Here is a 17878-nt window from a genome sequence, read left to right as displayed (position 1 = left end):
TGGCTCTGGGCAGGCGTCAAGCCGCAGCCGGCGCTCGCCCGCGCCCGCCGGATCTATCTGCTGCAGGGGGCGGTGGTCGGCGGCGACGCGCCGCGGCTGATCGCGCAGCGCCCGGCGGTCCCGCAGGTGCGCCATGCCGAGCTGTGGATGGTGCTGCGGGTCGAGACGCTCGCTTGGACCCCGCAGATAGACGCGCAACTGCTCGCCGCGCTCGACCGCTGGCAGCGGGCGGGAAACCGCGTCGCCGGCGTCCAGATCGATTTCGACGCGCGGACGCGGCATCTGGAGCGCTATGCCGCCTTTCTCAAGGCACTGCGGGCCAAGCTCCCCACGCAGTACAAGCTCGGCATCACCGGGTTGCTCGACTGGAGCGCCAATGGCGACCCCGCAGGGCTGGCGGCACTGGCCGGCGTGGTCGACGAGGTGGTGGTGCAGATCTACCAGGGTCGGCACGTGATCCCTGGCTATCAGGGCTATGTCGCCAAGCTGGGTCGACTGCCCATCCCGTTCCGGATCGGCTTGCTTCAGGGCGGCGAATGGACGCCGCCGCCGGGCCTCACCGCCAATCCCCGCTTCCAGGGCTATGTGGTGTTCCTGCTGAAGCCCTGAGACCCGCCCCCAACAACGCCAATGGAAACAAGCGATTGCGCGTTCGCCGGATCGGCCTATCCATGGTGGAAACAGGTGGGGAGCGGGGCGGATGGCAAGGCATTGGTTCGCAGCGCGGGCGCTCGCCGCAGCGTTCCTCCTTCTGCCCGGCCTCGCCGCCGCCGACCCCGAGCCGATCCCCGTCACCATCACGGTCGACGCAGCACGCGACGAAGGGCCCGTAGCCCCCGTCTGGCGCTTCTTCGGCGCCGACGAGCCCAATTACGCGACGATGAAGGACGGCCGCACCACGCTCGCCACGCTGGGCGCGCTGATGCCCGACCATGTCTATTTCCGCACGCACAACCTGTTCACCTCGGGCGACGGCACGCCGGCGCTCAAATGGGGCTCGACCGGCATCTACCGCGAGGATGCCCAGGGCCGCCCGATCTACGACTGGACGATCGTCGACCGCATCTTCGACACCTACCGCGCGCGCGGCGTGAAGCCCTATGTCGAACTGGGCTTCATGCCCGAGGCGATGTCGACCAGGCCCCAGCCCTATCAGCACGACTGGCGCCCCGGCAGCGGCACCTTGCGCACCGGCTGGGCCTATCCGCCGGGCGACTATGCGAAGTGGGAGGAACTGGTCTTCCAATGGGTGCGCCACTGCGTCGCGCGCTATGGCCGCGCCGAGGTGGCCAGCTGGTATTTCGAGACGTGGAACGAAGCCAATCTGCCCCGCTATTATTGGGGCGGCACCCGCGACGAGTTCTTCCGCCTGCACGATCACGCGATCCGCGGCGTGCGCCGGGCGCTGGCCGAGGCGCGCGTCGGGGGCCCGGACAGCGCGGGCGCCGGCGACGACTTCCTCGCCGCCTTCCTCGCCCATGTGAAGGCGGCCGGCACGCCCACCGACTTCCTGTCCTTCCACGCCAAGGGACAGCCGGTGGTGGTGACGGACGCGCAGGGCAGCCATGTCCGCATGGGGCTGAATACGCATCTGCGCGCCGCCGACCACGAGTTCGCCGCGATCGCCGCCGATCCGGTCGGGCGGACCAAGCCGATCATCATCGGCGAATCCGATCCCGAAGGCTGCGCCGCCTGCCAGGGACCGGCCAATGCCTACCGCAACGGCACCATGTATTCGAGCTACACCGCCGCCGCGCTTCCCCGCCTCCAGGTGCTGGCCGCCCGACGGGGCCTGACGCTGGAGGGCGTGCTCTCCTGGGCGTTCGAGTTCGAGGACCAGCCGCCTTTCGCCGGTTTCCGCCAGCTCACCTCCGCCGGGATCGACCTGCCGGTGATGAACCTGTTCAAGCTGCTCGCGAAGATGCAGGGCCACTATGTCCACGCCGCCTCGGACCATCAGGCGCCGCTGGATACGGTGCTGCAAGAAGGCGTGCGCGGCGATCCCGATATCGGCAGCGTCGCCAGCCTGCAGGGCGACACGCTGTCGATCCTCGTCTGGCATTACCACGACGACGACCTGCCCGGTCCCGATGCGGCGGTGACGCTGCAGCTTCGCGGCCTCTCGCCGGCGCTCGCGAAGGGGGCCCGGCTGGCGCACTATCGCATCGACGAAGCACATTCGAACGCCTTCGCGGCGTGGCGCGCGATGGGATCGCCGATCGCCCCCACCGACGCCCAGCGCGCGACGCTGCTGAAGGCCGCGACACTGGCGACGATCGACCCGGCGCCCTCGCCACTATCGGGCTCGACGCTTCGCTTTCGCCTGCCGCGGCAAGGCATCTCGCTGCTGGTCGTTACGCCGCGAAACGGTGTATAGCGCCCGCAAGAAAACAGGGGGAGGAACGGGATGAAGCTCGCAGCAACAATGGCGGCGATCGTCGCCATGGGAACGCTGGGCGCGGCGAGTGCCTCCGCCCCGCAAGCCTCGCAGCAAGCCTATGAGGCGATGCCCGACACTGCGGGCACCGGCCCCTACCCCGCCGTCAAGCGCACCGACCCCGCATTCCCCGACCATGTTCTCTACCAGCCCGCCGACCTGTCAAAGCTCGGGGGCAAGAAGCTGGGCGTGCTGGTGTGGGGCAATGGTGCGTGCAGCGACGATGGTGCGAGCGTGCGCTTCCACCTCGCCGAGATCGCCTCGCACGGCTATCTGGTGATCGCACCCGGGCGCATCCTTACCGGCCCCGGCGCCCCGCCGCGCCCGCAGACGCCGCCCCCACCCGGCCCGCTCGGAATCAAGACCACCACCGCGCAGGTCGCCGCCGGGATCGACTGGGCGCTGGCCGAGAACATACGGCGCGGCAGCCCCTTTTTCGGCCGCATCGATCCGCGGCTGGTTGCGGCTTCCGGCCATAGCTGCGGCGGGCTCCAGGCGCTGGAGATCGCCGCCGATCCGCGCGTGCACGCCGTGATCGTCCACAATAGCGGCGTGTTCAAGGACGGCACCAACCCGATCCGCGGCATCACCATCGACAAGGCGGCGCTGCGCCGGCTGCACACGCCGGTGCTCTACATCATGGGCGGCCCGTCCGACATCGCCTGGCCCAACGGCACCGACGATTTCGAGCGGATCGACACGGTGCCGGCGATGCTCGCCAGCATCGATGTCGGCCATGGCGGCACCTTCCAGGATGCCAATGGCGGCCGCGTGACGCCGGTGGACGTCGCCTGGCTGGAATGGCAGCTGCGCGGCGACAAGGGTGCGGCGCGCTGGTTCCAGGGCGCCGACTGCCGGCTCTGCACCGATCCTGCCTGGACGGTGCGCAGGAAGCGCATCGATTGACCATGGCGCGGGCCCTCGAAGCACGAAGGGTCCACCGGCCGGGTAGCGCCAGGCGCCTTGATGACCGCGCCGACATCCCCCGAAAGCCGTAAGGTGCCCGCCCGGCGTCCAGTCCGCGCCTGCGCCTGCCGGCAGGGCCGCCGTCCAGAGGGGTGACAACACAGAGCATGTCCGGCGCGCCGGCGCACCGCCCGGACTCGAACACCACCTCCACCCGCTGGAAGCGAGGCGCCGCGAGCGGCAGCTCCGCTCGGTGGCAGGACGGCCTTGCGACCGACGGCAAGGCGCGGCGGCGCGTCGACATACTCTCCGCTCGCCCACGAGCGGACATGGCACGCGACGCGCAGCCGCACCGGCACCGGATGGTTCAGCACGGAGGCTGGCAGCGCATCGGTCGACGATGGCGCGCGCCACCCCGGTACGCGCAGCGCCATCGTCGCCCCCCTGTTGGCCAGCGCAGCAAGGCCTTTCCCCCGAAAGGCCGTGCCGTGTCCCCGCTCGGCATCATGCCCCCCCATGATCCGTCCGAATGCTCGCGCGGCAGGCCTCGTCGCGCCGCGAGCGTCAAGATCGCGCACCGCATTTGAGACGCGGTGGAGGAAGATTGAGATGTTTTGCGGCATCGGAGTGTCCGCTGCCGCAGCTGTCGGCCGCGGCACCAGCGCCCGTCCCCCGGCATGATTCGATGCGCCCGCAGCTCGGCGCGCGAAATCGCCAAGAAAGCGGGCTTTGCTTCAATCCCTGGCCCCCTCCGCCCGCCAAAATGGGCCTCGCCCTCTTTCGTGGCCACGCACGCCCCCTCGATCGGGGCGGGCACCTTTCAACCATCGGGGCTAGGGTACGGACCTGCCGAGAGGGATCGACAATGCCAATGCTGGATCTGCGCGACGGGACGCGCCTCTATTACAAGGATTGGGGCCAGGGCGCGCCGGTGGTGTTCGCGCATGGCTGGCCGCTCAACGGCGACATGTGGGAAAACCAGATGATGTTCCTGGCCTCCCAGGGCTATCGCGTCATCGCCCATGACCGGCGCGGCTTCGGCCGATCGGACCAGCCCTGGCATGGCTATGACCATAACAGCTTCGCCGACGATCTGGCCGAGCTGCTCGCGCATCTCGATCTGCAGAACGTCACGCTGGTCGGCTATGCGATGGGCGGCGGCGAGGTGACCCGCTATGTCGGCCGACATGGCTCGGCACGCATATCCGGCGTCGTCCTGATCGGCGCGACCACCCCCAAGCTCGGCCAGAGCGAGGATTATCCGCACGGCGTGCCGAAGGTGGTGTTCGACAATGTCCGCAGCGGGCTGATGGAAGACCGCGCGGAGTTCCTCCGCGGCTTCGCTCGGCTGTTCTTCTCCACCGGCAGCGACGACGACGACGTGTCCGAAGGCCGGCTCGCCCATGTCCACCAGATGGCGCTGCAGGGTTCACTGAAGGCCGCGCACGACGCCGTCACCGCCTGCGCCGAGACCGACTATCGGGACGATATCGGCCGGTTCGACGTGCCGGTGCTGGTGATCCATGGCGAGCGCGACGCCTTCGTTCCCTTCGATGCGACCGCGCGCCAGGCCGCAGCCCTGTTCCCGGATGCCACGCTCAAGGTCTATCCCGGTGCGCCGCACGGCATCCTGTTCACCCACAAGGACCAGCTGAACCAGGATCTGCTGCAGTTCCTCACGCGCTGAGCCATTGATGGTACAGGGTTTCGAGCATGCGACGCGGGCCGTGGATGCGATGGGCCTCGCGCTCGGGCGGTTCGACGTCGGGGCAGGCGCCGCGGCGCTGCTCGACGGCCTCGCCGCGCGCGAGCTGCCGCAGGCGCGGCGCGACGATCTGCTGCGGCGGCTGCTCGGAGAAGTGCGGCTCGTCGCGCTGAACTGCCGCGCCGGCAAGCTGCTCGGCATCGGCGAGGACGCGTTGCCGCTCGCCGCATCGGCGCTTTGGCCCTTCGCCCGGGCCGACCAGCTGGTGGAATCGCTCCAGACGCGCGGCGAGCCCGATGCCTGCTTCCGCACCCAGCTGGAGCTCAAGGTGCCCGGCGGCACCCTGCCCGTCCACTATACCAGCTGGTGCGAGGAAGCCGATCCGGCCGGGCAGATCACCTTCGGCCTGCTCGACCGGAGCGACCAGGTCGCGGCGGAGGAAGCGCTGATCCGCCAGCGCACGCAGATGGCACATGCCGATCGTCTCTCCACCCTGGGCGTGATGACCGCGACCATCGCGCACGAGGTGCGCCAGCCGCTCAGCGTCATCCTCGCCTCGGCCCAGGCGGCGCTGCGCTGGCTGCGGCGCGCCGAGCCCGACCTGGCGCAGGTCGAGCAGTGCCTGGACATGATCGTCCTCGGCGGCGCCAAGGCCGAGGAAACCGTCGCGCGGCTGCGCGGGCTCGCCGCCAGCCGATCCGAGGCCCGCGGCCGCTGCGCGCTCCGCCCGCTGATCGAGGAAACCGCCGATTTCCTTCGGCCGGAACTTGCCAGCCGCCAGGCGACGCTGGTGCTCGACATCGCCGGCGGCCTGCCGCCGGTGCAGGCCGATGGGGTGCAGCTGCGCCAGGTACTGATCAACCTGCTGATCAACGCGGCGCAGGCCATGGCCGACGCGCAATGCTGGAACCGTGCCTTGAAGCTGCGCGCGCGTGCCGATGGCGGGTTCGTCCAGATCGACGTCGAGGATACCGGCCCCGGCGTTCCCGTCGCCGATCGCGACCGGCTGTTCGAAGGGTTCTACACCACCAAGGCGAGCGGCCTGGGCCTCGGCCTCAAGATCTGCCGACAGATCGTCGAGGACCATGGCGGCACGATCGACCATGTCCCGCGTTCCAGCGGCGGCTCGATCTTCCGGATCCGCCTGCCCGTCGAGGGTTGATGCCGCCCGCGACGTCTCAGCTTGCCGGCATCAGGTCCGGATAGCGTTCGAGCAGCGCGCTGGTCACCCCGTTGGTCCAGCCGAACCCGTCCTGCAACGGATATTCACCGCCGCCGCCGGGCACCTGCTCCTCGACGTCGTATTTCTCGAGCATCTTGCCGGTTGCGCGATAGGCGCGGTCGACCGTCGCCAGCCAGCGCCCGGCAATGTCCTTCGCCAGATCGCGTTCGCCGTACCCGGCGAGCCCGTCGATCGCGACCCATTGCAGCGGCGCCCAGCCATTGGGGGTATCCCATTGCTGGCCCGTCCGGTTGCCCGTGGTGCGCAGCCCGCCGGGCGCGACCAGCCTGGTACGGACGGTGGCGGCGACGCCGCTCGCCTGCTCGGCGCTCGCCGCACCGACGAACAGCGGGAACAGGGTCGCAGCCGAAAGCACCGGGGTCGCGTGCTGCTGGCGCCAGTCATAATCGGCATAGCGCTGCTCCGCGCCAAGCCAGAGATAGGTGTCGATCGCCTTGCGCCGCTGGGCGGCGCGGCGGGTGAAGTCGGCGGCGCAGTCCGCATCGGCCAGCGTCGCGCAGCGCTGCGCGATGCCGCGTTCCATCGCCCAGAGCAGGCTGTTGAGGTCGATCGGCACGATGTCCGTCGTGTGCACCGTCGCCAGCGTCTTGCCGTCGGCCAGCCAGCGCGAGCTATAGTCCCAGCCGCTTTCCGCCCCGGCGCGCAGGTCGCGATAGACCGCGGTGAGCGGACGCCCTGCCGCCGCCTTGGCGGTGTTCACATCCTCGCGATAGCTTTCGTCGCGCGGCGTCTCGCGCGCGTCCCAATAGCGGTTGAGCAGGCTGCCGTCCGCCATCCGCACGACATGCTCGCAGGCGGGCTGCGCCGCCGTGATGCAGCCCTTCCCACGCATCCAATAGCCATATTCGTCGCGCAGCGCCGCCAGCCGGGTGCGCAGCACCGCCGGATCGCGCGCGTCCGAGAGGTCGAGCATCAGCGCGAAGAAGGGCGGCTGCGACCGGCTGAGATAATAGCTGCGGGTGCCATTGGGGATATGGCCGTAGCGCTGGATGAGGCTGACGAAATCGTCGAGCATGTGCTCGACCATCGCCTGCTGGCCGTCGACCCTGAGGCCCAGCATGGTGAAATAGCTGTCCCAGTAATAGATCTCGCGGAACCGCCCGCCGGGCACGACATAGGGCGCCGGCAGCGGCAGCGCCGAGCTGCCAGACTCAGGGACGAGCGCCGGACGCGACAGCACCGGCCATAGCGCTTGGACATGCGCGCGCAGGCCGAGCTTCTCCTGCGACGCCAGCGCGCCATTGCCTTGCGCGGGCAGCGTGAAATGCGCCTCGACGAACGCCTTCAGCGCCTCCCGCGTCGTCGGCTTCGCCTTGCGGTAGGCCGCGAGGATCGCCGCCGGATCACCCTTGGGCACCGCATCGACGAAGGTTTTCCCGTCGGGAAACACCTGCGCCATCTGCACCGCATCGAACAGCGGGCCGAACCGCTGGGCGGGGCTTTGCGGCTCGGGATCGGTCGCGGCGACGCAGAACAGGGCGGCGAGCGGGAGCAGGCGGCGGATCATCGGGTCATCCTCATCGGGCGCATAACGCACGAGGCCGGCCGAGCGCTGCGCCCGGCCGGCCTCTCGGGGGTGTTCAGAAGTGGTAGGCGGCGCTGAACAATGCCGAGCGGCCCAGGATCGGCCGCGCGAGGATCACCCCGCTCCCCTGCGATCCGATCGTGCGCGGATTGCCCTCGGTCAGCCCGATCGTGTTGGTGATGTTGTCGACCGAGGCCTGCAGCGTGATCCGCTTGGTGACGTCCACCGTCAGCCCCGCGTCCCATTTGTAATAGTTGGGCAGCAGCTGGGCGTTCTGCACGTCGGAGAAGCGGTCGCCGATATAGGTGACCGAGGTGAACAATGTCGCCTTGCTCTCCGACCCGAATTCCACCGAATAGGCCGGCGAGACGCGCCACTGCCACTTGGGCTGGCGCTGCACCCGGTTGCCGGTCAGGTTGGTGGCGCCATTGTCGGTGAAGAAGTCGCGATACTTGCTGTCGAGATAGGTGCCCGAAAAGCCGATGGTGAAGTTGCGCACCGGGCGCAGCTCGCCTTCCAGCTCGACGCCGGTGGCCTTGGCGCCGCCGATCGAGGCGATCGGTGCGCCGCTGGTGATCACGGTGGTGGCGAGGCCGTTGAAGTCGTTGTGGAACACGGTGAGATAGGCGCTCGCCAGATCGGTCGAGACCTTCAACCCGCCCTCATAGGTATCGACCCGCGGCGCCACGGTGATGCCGTCGCGCAGATTGTCGAAGAAGGGGAAGCTGTTGCCGCGGCTGTAGCGCAGGAACAGGCCGATCGAGCGGGTGAAGTCGTAGTTCGCACCCGCCGTCCACGACCATTTCTCGCCGCGATAGCGGATCGTCGAGAAGGTGCCGTTCAACACCGCGTCGCCATTGTCGTAGAGGGTGTTCGGATTGCCATCGAGACCGCCCGCCGGCGCGGTGCCGTTATTCTCGAGCGTGCCGTCGACCGAATGGTGCTGGTAGCGCAGGCCGGCGTCGAGACGGAGCTGGTCGTTCACCTGCAACTCGTCGACCGCATAGACCGCCGCGTCCTTGCCGTCATAATCGGCGTTGACGTTGAAGGTGGAGCCGCTGGTGAAGCCGTTGCGGGTGACGATGCGGCCATCGGCCAGCGTCAGGTTCAGGCGGCGCGCATTGGGCTCCGCGGTGAGCAGCTGGCTGTTGCCGAGATTCCAGAGGTCGCGCGAGGAATAGGCGGCGTAGTAGACGCCCGCCGTGAACGTGTTGCCGCCCTTCTTCCATTCGAGCGCGAGATCGTTGGAGAAATTCTCGATGCTCTTCTGCACGCGCCACAGCCCGGCCTCGACCACCTGGGTGGTGCCGGGCACCGCCTGGCCGCCATTGACGAAGCTGAGGCTGCCGATCGTGCCGCCCCTGTTCGCCGCATAGGCCGAGGCGCTCTGCGGCGGGGTGCCGCCGGGGACGAGGCCGGTGGTGTTGGCATCGCCCTTCAGCCAGCTCAGGCGGTCGCGCAGCTTGAAGCCGTCGCCCAGCCGATATTCGAAATTGCCGCCGAGATTGACCACGTCGGCCCCGCGCCCATCGGCGAGGTCGACCCGGGTGCCGTCGTTGAGCACGCCCAGCCGCGTCTCGCCGCCGGCCAGCGTGCCGGTGCCGGCATCGAAGCTGCCATATTGGCTGATCTTCTTGCCGTTCTGCACCACCGGGATCGGCAGCAGCCACTGGCCGCGATCGTTGAGGTAGCGCCCGAACACCAGCACCGAGCCATTGTCGAAGTCGTGTCGCACATTGGCGGTGATCTGCCCGCCTTTCTCGGCCGTGAAGCGCGGGTTGCGCACGCCGTTGCCCGCCGAATAATAGCCGCCGACCATATAGGTCGTCCCCTCGCCGATCGGCCCGGAGAAATAGCCGTCGGCGCGCACGTCGCCATAGCTGGCGACACCGAGCTTGAGCAGATTGTCCGGCGTCGATCCGCCCTCGCGCTGGACGAAGTTGATCGTCAGGCCCGGCTGGCCCGAGGAGAACAGCGCCCCGGTGCCGCCGCGCACGGCTTCCACGCGCTTCAGAGTCGAATCGATGCGGATCAGCTGCGAGTTTTCGAGAAAGGAGAGCGTCGGCGGTGAGAAGATCGGCACGCCTTCGGACTGGATGGTCACATATTCGGCGTCGCCGCCCGAAGGATAGCCGCGCACGAAGATATTGGCGCCATTCTTGCCGCCCGAACTCTCCACGCTGATACCCGGCACCACGCGGAGCACCTCGGCGGTGCTGGCCGGTGCCAGCCGAGCGATCGCAGCGTCGTTGATCGTGGTGACGGCGAAGGACGCATCCTGGCGGCGGGTCCCCGCACCGGCGGTGCCGGTCACGACGATTTCGGGGTCGTTGGCGGCAGGCACGTCCTGCGGCTCCGCCGCGGCGGTCTGGGCCGGCCTGGCCCGCACGGCGGGTGCAGCCGCCGCTCCCTCGGTACCGCCGCCTTCGACGACGAAGGTGCCGCTGGCGGTGGTGCGGTAGCGCAGGCCGCTGCCGGCGAGCAGCATCGCCAGCGCGCGATCGACGCCGTAGCGGCCGCGCAGCTCGGGCGCGCGCTTGCCGCGCACCAGGTCGGGCGCGAATAGGATCTGGCGGCCGCTCTGCCGCGCGAATTCGGTGAGCGCGGCGCCGAGATCGCGGCTGCCGATCGCCAGGCTGACGGTAGGTTCGGCGACCGGCGCGGCGAGCGCGGGCGTGAGGGCGCAGGCGGCGACGCCGGCGAGCGCCAGGCTGCGGACGAGCGTGGAAAGGGTGCGGGGCATCAGGATCCTCCCAAATCGGTTCACGAGGCGCCGTCTTCTGCAGCGCTTCTACCCGCCATGACGCAGCCGATCCGAAAACCCGAACCTGCCCGCAGAAAAATTTCAGCGGCGGCTGGAAAGCTCGATCGTGCCGTCGCTACGGGTCAGCGCCTGCACGGGGAAGCTGGTCTCCAGCGCCTCGGCGAAGGTCGCGCTCTCGCCGGTACGGAAGGCGCCGCTGATCCGCAGCGCGCCCGCACGGCCATCCTTCACCACCAGCGCATGCGGCGCATAGCGGTTGAGCTCGGCGACGGCCTCGGCGAGCGGCGTATCGGCGAACACCACCAGCCCCTCGCGCCACGCTTCGAGCTGGCGGGCATCACCGCCGTGGCGGAGCGTCAGGCGGTCGCCGCGGGCGACCAGCAGGTCGTTGGGCACCATCGCCACCGTGCCGACGGTCACCTTGCCCTCGACCAGCAGCACCGTGGTCCGATCGGCATCGAGCCGCACGTCGAAGGCGGTGCCGTGGGCGATCACGTCGTGCGCGCCGGCGGTGACGCGGAACGGCCGCGGCTGGCCCTTGGCAACCTCGAACCAGGCCTGGCCGCGCTCGAGGATCAGGTGACGTTCGGCCGGCGTATAGGCGACGCGCACCGACGTGGCGGTGTTGAGCGTCAGCCGCGAGCCGTCGTCGAGCATCATCGACAGCCGCTGGCCGACGCCGGTGCTGAACAGCCTGGTCTGCGCGACGTCGGTGCCGGCCGGCCCGCGACGCTCGGCGGCATACCAGCCGGCCAGCGGCAACGCGACCAGCGCCAGCGCGGCGAGTGCCGCCCCTGCCTTTTGCTTGCGCGCCGTCGCGCGTGCACGATGCACCGCGATTCGCGTCGCCGTCGCCTGGCGGAGGGCCAGCAGCTCGGGGTGCGCGGATAGCGCGCGGGCACATGCGTGCGCGGCCTCCACCTGCGCGAAGGCCTCGGCATGGGCAGGGTCCGCCGCCTGCCAGCGCTCGAACGCCTCTGGCGGTGCGACGTCGGGGGTGCGCGCCAGTCGCTCGTGCCAGAGCGCGGCCTCGGTCGCGATCGACGTCGTGGCGGTTGAGTCAGTCTTCACGCCACGCCTCCAGTGCCGTGGTCACATGCGCCATCGCACGCGCCACATGTTTCTCCGTCGCCCGGGTCGAGATGCCGACCAGCCGGGCGATATCGCCGATCTTCAGTCCCTCCAGCACGCGCAGCACGAAGATGTCGCGGGTGCGCTCGGGCAGTTCGAGCAGGGCATCGCGGAGCAGGAGCACCGCTTCCCTACCCTCCAAGACGCGCTGGGGCGAGAAATCCGAACCGGGATGCGCTTCGTCGTCCCAGCTTTCATGGATGCCACCCCGTGCCGCCTCGCGACGGGCGCGGTCGCGCAGGGCATTGGCGGCGGTGACGAACAGGAAGCGATCGGGCTGGTCGATCGCGCTGGGATCGGGCATGCGGCTGAGCTTGAGGAACACGTCCTGCACCAGGTCGGGCACGTCGTCCCGCACCGCCACGCGTCGCTCGAAGAAGCGCGCCAGCGGCCGCGCATAGCGGCGCGCGAGTTGGTCCAGCAACGCACCGCGCTCGCCCTGCATCCCCCTCTTCCTGTCCGGCCGCATCCTTGTCGTGCTCCCTGGCACGCGCTTGTGCGCGCCTGCGCTCGCCAAGACAAGGGCGCGACCGGGGCGCGACGGAGGCGCGTCAGGCCGGACGATCGCCCATGCGTTCGCCGAGCCGCACCGCCCGCTCCGGCGCCCAGCTTTCCTCGAACGCGATCGTGCCCGGGCGGAACAGCATCACCACGGTCGAGCCGAGCAGGAAACGGCCCATTTCCGCCCCCTGCTCCAGCACGATGTCCCGGTCATCATAGCGCCATGCACTTGGCTTGCCGGTGCGCTTGGCGTTGACGACGCCGTGCCACACCGTCGCCATGCTGCCGACGATCGTCGCGCCGACCAGCACCATCGCAAAGGTCCCGTGCTCGGGGCTTTCGAACACGCACACCACCCGCTCGTTGCGGGCGAACAGGTCCGGCACGCCGCGCGCGGTGACCGGGTTTACCGAGAACAGGCTGCCGGGCACGTGGATCATCCGGGTCAGCCTGCCGGTGCACGGCATGTGGATCCGGTGATAGTCGCGCGGCGAAAGGTAGAGGTTGGCGAAGCTGCCGTGCCGGAACGCCGCCGCCAGTTCCGCATGGCCGCCGAGCAGCGCGGTGGTGGTGAAGCGATGCCCCTTGGCCTGGACGATGTGGTGGTCGTCGATCGCCCCCAGCTGGCTGATTGCGCCGTCCACCGGGCTGACGAAATCGGCGTTGGCGATCGGACGGGCGCCCTCGCGCAGCGGTCGCGTGAAGAAGTCGTTGAAGCTGGCATAGCCGGCCATGTCCGGATCCGCTGCCTCGGCCATGTCCACGCGGTAGCGCGCGACGAACCGGCGGATCAGCCAGCGCGTCACCGCCCCGCCCCGCGCGCTGGCGACGCGCCCCGCCAAAAGGGTCAGCCGCTGCTTCGGCAGGGCGTGTTGCAGCAGGACGGCAAGGCGTTCGGACATCGGAGACTTTCGAGTTTCGGAGTGCCGCTGTAGCAGCCAATTGCGATGCAAAGCGAGGCACCGGCCCATGCAAGACCGTATACGATTCCTTTCATCGTCGTTACGGTACCTCCTCCTCGGATACGAACGGACCAATTGATGCGTACCCCCCTGCTGATTGCCGGCCTGCTTGCGACCACCCCGCTGATCGGCCTGGCGCCGGCCATCGCGCAACCGGCCAGCGATGCGACGGCCGCCCCGGTCAAGCTCACCGTCGACTCGATCTTCGGTCGCGGCGCGGTGCGCGGCGAAGGGCTGCGCGACAGCCGATGGGGCGAGGACGGCGAAAGCTACCTGGCGGTGGAAGACGCGCCGAAGGGCGGGCAGGACATCGTCCGCTACCGCATCCGGGACGGCGCCCGCAACGTCGTGGTGCCCGCCACGGCGCTGGTCCCCAAGGGCATGGACAAGCCGCTGGCGATCGACGGCTATAGCTGGTCGCCCGACCACCGGCTGCTGCTGATCCAGACCAACAGCAAGCCCTTCCGGCGCACCAACGCGCTCGCCGACCATTGGCTCTACGACACGACGACCAAGGCGCTTCGCAAGATCGGCGGCGATGCGGCGGCATCGAGCGTGCTGTACGCGAGCTTTTCGCCCGACAGCCGGCGGATCGCCTATGTCTATCGCAACAACCTCTATGTCGAGCCGGTGGAAGGCGGCGCGCCGGTCCAGCTGACCCGCGACGGCGACGACTATGTCGTCAACGGCCTTGCCGACTGGGTCTATGAGGAGGAATTCTCGCTCCACCGGGCGTTCGAATGGAGCCCGGATTCCACGCGCATCGCCTTCTGGCGCTTCGATACGCGCGGCGTCGGCACCTTCTTCATGATCAAGAACACCGGCGGCCAATATTCGCAGCCGATCCCGCTGCAATATCCCAAGGCGGGCACGACCAACTCGGCGGTGACGGTCGGCACGGTCGATGTCGCCGATGGCCGCACTCGCTGGTTCAAGCTGGAGGGCGATCCGCGCCAGAACTATGTGCCGCAGCTGAGCTGGGCGGGCGGCGCCGATGCGGTGTTCCTCCAGCAGTCGAACCGGCTGCAGAACAGCTACAAGGTGCTGCTCGGCGATCCCGCCACCGGCGCGGTGAAGCCGGTGCTGGTCGAGCGCGACGCCGCCTGGGTGGAGGCCAACGCCGCGCCCGAATGGCTGAAGGGCGGCCGCAGCTTCACCTGGCTGTCCGAGCGCGACGGCTGGCGACACCTCTACACGATCGACCGCGCCACCGGCCGCGCCACCCTGCGCACGCCGGGCAGCTTCGACGTGATCGATCTGCTCAAGATCGACGAGAAGGCGGGCTATGCCTGGTTCATCGCCTCGCCCGACAATCCGACGCAGCGCTATCTCTACCGCACCACCCTGTCCGGCGCGCCCAAGGTGGAGCGGCTGACCCCGGCCGGCCAGCCCGGCACGCACAGCTACGACATCGCGCCCGGCGCGCACTGGGCGCTGCACACCGTGTCGCGCTTCGATGCCCCGCCGGTCACCGACATGCTGGACCTCACCCGGCAGGTGCCGCTGCGCACGCTGGTGACCAACAAGCCGCTGGCCAGGCGCATCGCCGAGACGGGCCTCTCCCCCACCGAGTTCTTCCGCGTCGACATCGGCGGCGGCACGCAGCTCGACGGCTGGCTGATCAAGCCCGCCGATTTCGATCCCGCCAAGCGCTACCCGATCCTGTTCTACGTCTATGGCGAGCCCTGGGGGCAGACGGTCGCCGACCATTGGCAGGGATCGCAGGGCCTGTGGCACCGGATGCTCGCGCAATCGGGCTATCTGGTCGCCAGCATCGATCCGCGCGGCACCGCCAGCCCGCGCGGCCGCGACTGGCGCAAGAGCATCTACCGGCAGATCGGCATCCAGGCCTCTGCCGACTATGCCGCGGCGGTGCGCAAGATGCTGGTGGACCGCCCCTATATCGATCCGGCGCGGATCGGCATCTGGGGGTGGAGCGGCGGCGGCGCGATGACGCAGAACGCGCTGTTCCGCTATCCCGAGCTGTACAAGACCGGCATCGCCGTCGCCGGCCCGACGGACCTGCGGCTCTACGATACGGTGTACGAAGAACGCTATATGGGCCTGCCCGAGGACAATAAGGACGGCTACAGAAACGGGTCGCCGATCACCTTCGCCGATCGCCTGCAGGGCAACCTGCTGCTGATCCACGGCACCGGCGACGACAATGTCCATTATCAGAACCAGGAGCAGCTGGCGGATCGCCTGATCCGCGCCAACCGGCAGTTCACGATGATGGCTTATCCGGACCGCACCCACGGCATCTACGAGGGCGAGAATACCACCCTGCACCTCTACACGCTGATGACGCGCTACCTGGAAACCAACCTGCCGCCTGGCGGCGTCGCCCGCCCGCGATGACAATGCCGAGAAAATCGCTACGTTCCCGGCATGACTCTCGAGCAGCTTCGCATCTTCGTCGCCGTTGCCGAACGCGAGCACATGACGCGCGCGGCCGAGGCGGTGGGGGTCACCCAGTCCGCCGCGTCCGCCGCCATCGCCACGCTGGAGGCGCGCCACGCCATCAAGCTGTTCCACCGCGTCGGCCGCGGCATCGAGCTGACCGATGCCGGACGCTTCTTCCTCGGCGAGGCGCGCGCGGTCCTTGCGCGGGCGGCAGAAGCCGAGCTGGCGCTGGGCGACTATGCGGGGCTGAAGCGCGGCCATCTGCGGCTCGTCGCCAGCCAGACCATCGCCGCCTATTGGCTGCCGGCGCGACTGGCCGCCTTTCATCGTCGCTATCCCCAGATCGAACTCACCGTGGCGATCGCCAACACCGAAGGCGCCGCGCGCAGCGTCCGCGACGGCGAGGCTGAGCTGGGCTTCGTCGAAGGCGCGGTCGACGATCCGTCGCTCGCGCACTGGAAGGTCGGCGAAGACCGGATGCTGTTGGTGAGCAGCACGCCCGCGGAGGCGGTCACCAACGCCTGGCTGGCCGACGCGCCCTGGGTGATGCGGGAGCCCGGCTCCGGCACCCGCTCCACCTTCGAGGCGGCGATCCGCGACCGCGGGCTGGACCCGCGCACGCTCAACGTCGTGCTGACCCTGCCTTCCAACGAGTCCGTCCTGGCGGCGGTCCGCGCCGGCGTCGGCACGGCGCTGCTGTCGCAACTGGTCGTCGCATCGCTGTTGGAAGCCGGCGCGCTGTTCGCCTTGCCGTTCGCACTGCCCCCGCGCCGCTTCCACGGGTTGCGGCAGAAGGAGCGCTATCGCAGCAAGGCGGCCGATGCGCTGCTCGACGCCATCAAGAGCTTCGACGCGCAGCCGGACTGGGTGATCTGATCGCTTCTGCGGGTCGGGTGAGAGCGGGCGGACGCGGGCCTGGTCAGGCGGGTCGATCGAGCCGCAGCAGCGACGTCACGGTCAGGCGGGGGCTCGCGGCGGCAGCTTGCCAGGAGCCCGCGACGTCGCCGGCATGCAGGCAATTGGCGGGGTAGAGGATCAGGCGGTTGAACGCGATCGCGGCCTGGCCGATCCGGAGGAAGGTAGGGCTGTCGCCATCGTGATAGGCCTTGGGGGGAAGGCCATGGGCCTGGCCGTCGCGGGACAGTGCCTGGCGCCAGAGCGGCAGGCGGTCGGCGGTGATGCGCTCGAAGCCGGTCGTTCGGTGCCGGTAGAAACTGGTGCCGCCATGGGGCGCGGCGCAGAGATAATGGATCGCCGCGACGATCGCGTCCGAGCAGTCGTCGAAATGCGGGATGCGCTGGATGGGGGCGAGCCGAGCGGGATCGTCGCTGGCCACCGCGAAGCTCGCCCGCAGGACGGCGGGAGCGCCGCCCAGCAGGTCTGCGGCCGTGCGCATCAGCCAATCGGCATATCCTTCCGGCACCGGCGCGCGCATGCCGGGGTAGAGGTCGCCTTCTTCCCGCCCGAACGCGAGGCGTTCCGCCGCGCCGACCAGCGCGGCGGGCGCGGGATGGGCATCGTCGCGCTGCCACAGCGGCACCTGCTCCACCCCCATCCGCGTTGCCGCGGCGGTCATGCGCCCGGCGCGAACCACGCCGCCTCGGCCGCGAGCCGGGCATTCTTGCGCCGCACCAGTCCGGCCACATGATCGAGCGACAGCGCCATCGCCGCGAGCAGCATCACCTGGTCCCAGTCGCCGAGCGCCGCCGCCTTGCGGCCCAGCGCGCGCTCGTCGATGCCGTAGAGGCCGGACAGCGCGGCGGACGTGCCGTTGTGGAAGGCAACGTCCAGCTTCACTTCGCTGACCAGCCGATGTTCGGTGACCAGCGCGACCAGCGCCGCGGTAGGCGCCTGTTCCGCGACCAGCTGGCCGAGGATCGCCTGCACCGACTGGAGATAGGCGCTGTCGCTCCCGTCGGCCTCGACGATGCCGACCGGACCTTCGGGCGTGATCGCGGCGCTGTCGCTGTCGATGCAGACCTGTCCTTCGAGGTGCCCGCTGCCGACGAAGAAGGGCAGCCGCAACAGGTTGAGCGGCACATGATCGGCATCGAACGTCGTGCCGTCCCAGAACAGATTTTCCTGCGGTTCCAGCCCCAGCAGCGCGGCGGGGTAGAACTGGCCGGTCTCCGCATCCTTGGCGAGGAAGACGGGAAACTGGCTCGCCACCTTGCGGATCTCCCCCGCGACCAGCGGCACGAGGTGCACACTCGCCGCCGCCGCGAGCGCGCGGGGCGGATCGAGCCGCAGCCCGGCATGGTCCTTGCGGGTCAGTTGCACCAGATTCATGCGCTCTCT

14 protein-coding genes are annotated in these 17878 nt (G+C 69.4%); 7 read left to right on the top strand and 7 right to left on the bottom strand.

What is annotated here, in order from left to right; translation table 11 throughout:
• Nucleotides 1-72 precede the first annotated feature (72 nt).
• The 5 genes from BM009_RS19060 (at nt 73) to BM009_RS19040 (ending at nt 6210) form a co-directional block, all read left to right on the top strand.
• A complete protein-coding gene (locus tag BM009_RS19060) occupies nt 73-609 on the top strand; it encodes a DUF3142 domain-containing protein (protein WP_217644223.1) in 537 nt (178 codons plus the stop codon).
• A gap of 91 nt (nt 610-700) precedes the next feature.
• A complete protein-coding gene (locus tag BM009_RS19055; RefSeq protein WP_093298615.1) occupies nt 701-2377 on the top strand; it encodes a GH39 family glycosyl hydrolase in 1677 nt (558 codons plus the stop codon).
• Between the two features lie 30 nt (nt 2378-2407).
• Nucleotides 2408-3343 (top strand): alpha/beta hydrolase, encoded by a 936-nt coding sequence (locus BM009_RS19050; RefSeq protein ID WP_254772363.1) that lies wholly within the window; start codon nt 2408-2410, stop codon nt 3341-3343.
• An 865-nt stretch (nt 3344-4208) separates the two neighbouring features.
• Nucleotides 4209-5030, top strand: coding sequence for an alpha/beta fold hydrolase (locus BM009_RS19045; RefSeq protein WP_093298614.1), 822 nt, complete (start codon nt 4209-4211; stop codon nt 5028-5030).
• 7 nt (nt 5031-5037) lie between these two features.
• Nucleotides 5038-6210: a sensor histidine kinase gene (locus tag BM009_RS19040; RefSeq protein WP_093298612.1), complete on the top strand. Its 1173-nt coding sequence runs from the start codon at nt 5038-5040 to the stop codon at nt 6208-6210.
• Between the two features lie 16 nt (nt 6211-6226).
• Here the strand turns inward: BM009_RS19040 and treF are convergent, their stop codons facing one another.
• From treF to asd, 5 genes are all read right to left on the bottom strand, one after another.
• The gene (gene treF / locus BM009_RS19035; RefSeq protein WP_093298611.1) at nt 6227-7798 is read right to left on the bottom strand and encodes an alpha,alpha-trehalase TreF; all 1572 of its coding nucleotides are present in this window, start codon (nt 7796-7798) and stop codon (nt 6227-6229) included.
• Between the two features lie 73 nt (nt 7799-7871).
• Nucleotides 7872-10559 (bottom strand): TonB-dependent receptor, encoded by a 2688-nt coding sequence (locus BM009_RS19030; RefSeq protein WP_093298609.1) that lies wholly within the window; start codon nt 10557-10559, stop codon nt 7872-7874.
• Between the two features lie 102 nt (nt 10560-10661).
• Nucleotides 10662-11651: a FecR family protein gene (locus tag BM009_RS19025; protein ID WP_093298608.1), complete on the bottom strand. Its 990-nt coding sequence runs from the start codon at nt 11649-11651 to the stop codon at nt 10662-10664.
• The gene (locus BM009_RS19020; protein WP_254772362.1) at nt 11641-12156 is read right to left on the bottom strand and encodes an RNA polymerase sigma factor; all 516 of its coding nucleotides are present in this window, start codon (nt 12154-12156) and stop codon (nt 11641-11643) included. The genes BM009_RS19025 and BM009_RS19020 overlap by 11 nt, the downstream gene beginning before the upstream one ends.
• 106 nt (nt 12157-12262) lie before the next feature.
• Complete coding sequence (gene asd / locus BM009_RS19015) at nt 12263-13114, bottom strand: archaetidylserine decarboxylase (RefSeq protein ID WP_093298605.1); 852 nt, start codon at nt 13112-13114, stop codon at nt 12263-12265.
• Nucleotides 13115-13252: 138 nt separating this feature from the next.
• On the opposite strand from asd, the gene BM009_RS19010 reads away from it, so the two are divergent.
• A complete protein-coding gene (locus BM009_RS19010) occupies nt 13253-15535 on the top strand; it encodes a S9 family peptidase (protein ID WP_093298603.1) in 2283 nt (760 codons plus the stop codon).
• Between the two features lie 30 nt (nt 15536-15565).
• Nucleotides 15566-16456, top strand: coding sequence for a LysR family transcriptional regulator (locus BM009_RS19005; protein WP_093298602.1), 891 nt, complete (start codon nt 15566-15568; stop codon nt 16454-16456).
• A gap of 43 nt (nt 16457-16499) precedes the next feature.
• Here BM009_RS19005 and BM009_RS19000 read toward each other — a convergent pair whose 3' ends face one another.
• Both BM009_RS19000 and BM009_RS18995 read right to left on the bottom strand, forming a co-directional pair.
• Nucleotides 16500-17156, bottom strand: coding sequence for a DUF6445 family protein (locus tag BM009_RS19000; protein WP_093298874.1), 657 nt, complete (start codon nt 17154-17156; stop codon nt 16500-16502).
• A complete protein-coding gene (locus BM009_RS18995; protein ID WP_093298600.1) occupies nt 17153-17869 on the bottom strand; it encodes a SapC family protein in 717 nt (238 codons plus the stop codon). The genes BM009_RS19000 and BM009_RS18995 overlap by 4 nt, the downstream gene beginning before the upstream one ends.
• Nucleotides 17870-17878 lie beyond the last annotated feature (9 nt).

The organism is Sphingomonas sp. NFR04 (assembly GCF_900114095.1).
Classification (GTDB): Bacteria; Pseudomonadota; Alphaproteobacteria; order Sphingomonadales; family Sphingomonadaceae; genus Sphingomonas.
Note: the sequence above shows the minus strand (reverse complement) of the source record. Positions and strands in the feature narration are given on the sequence as shown.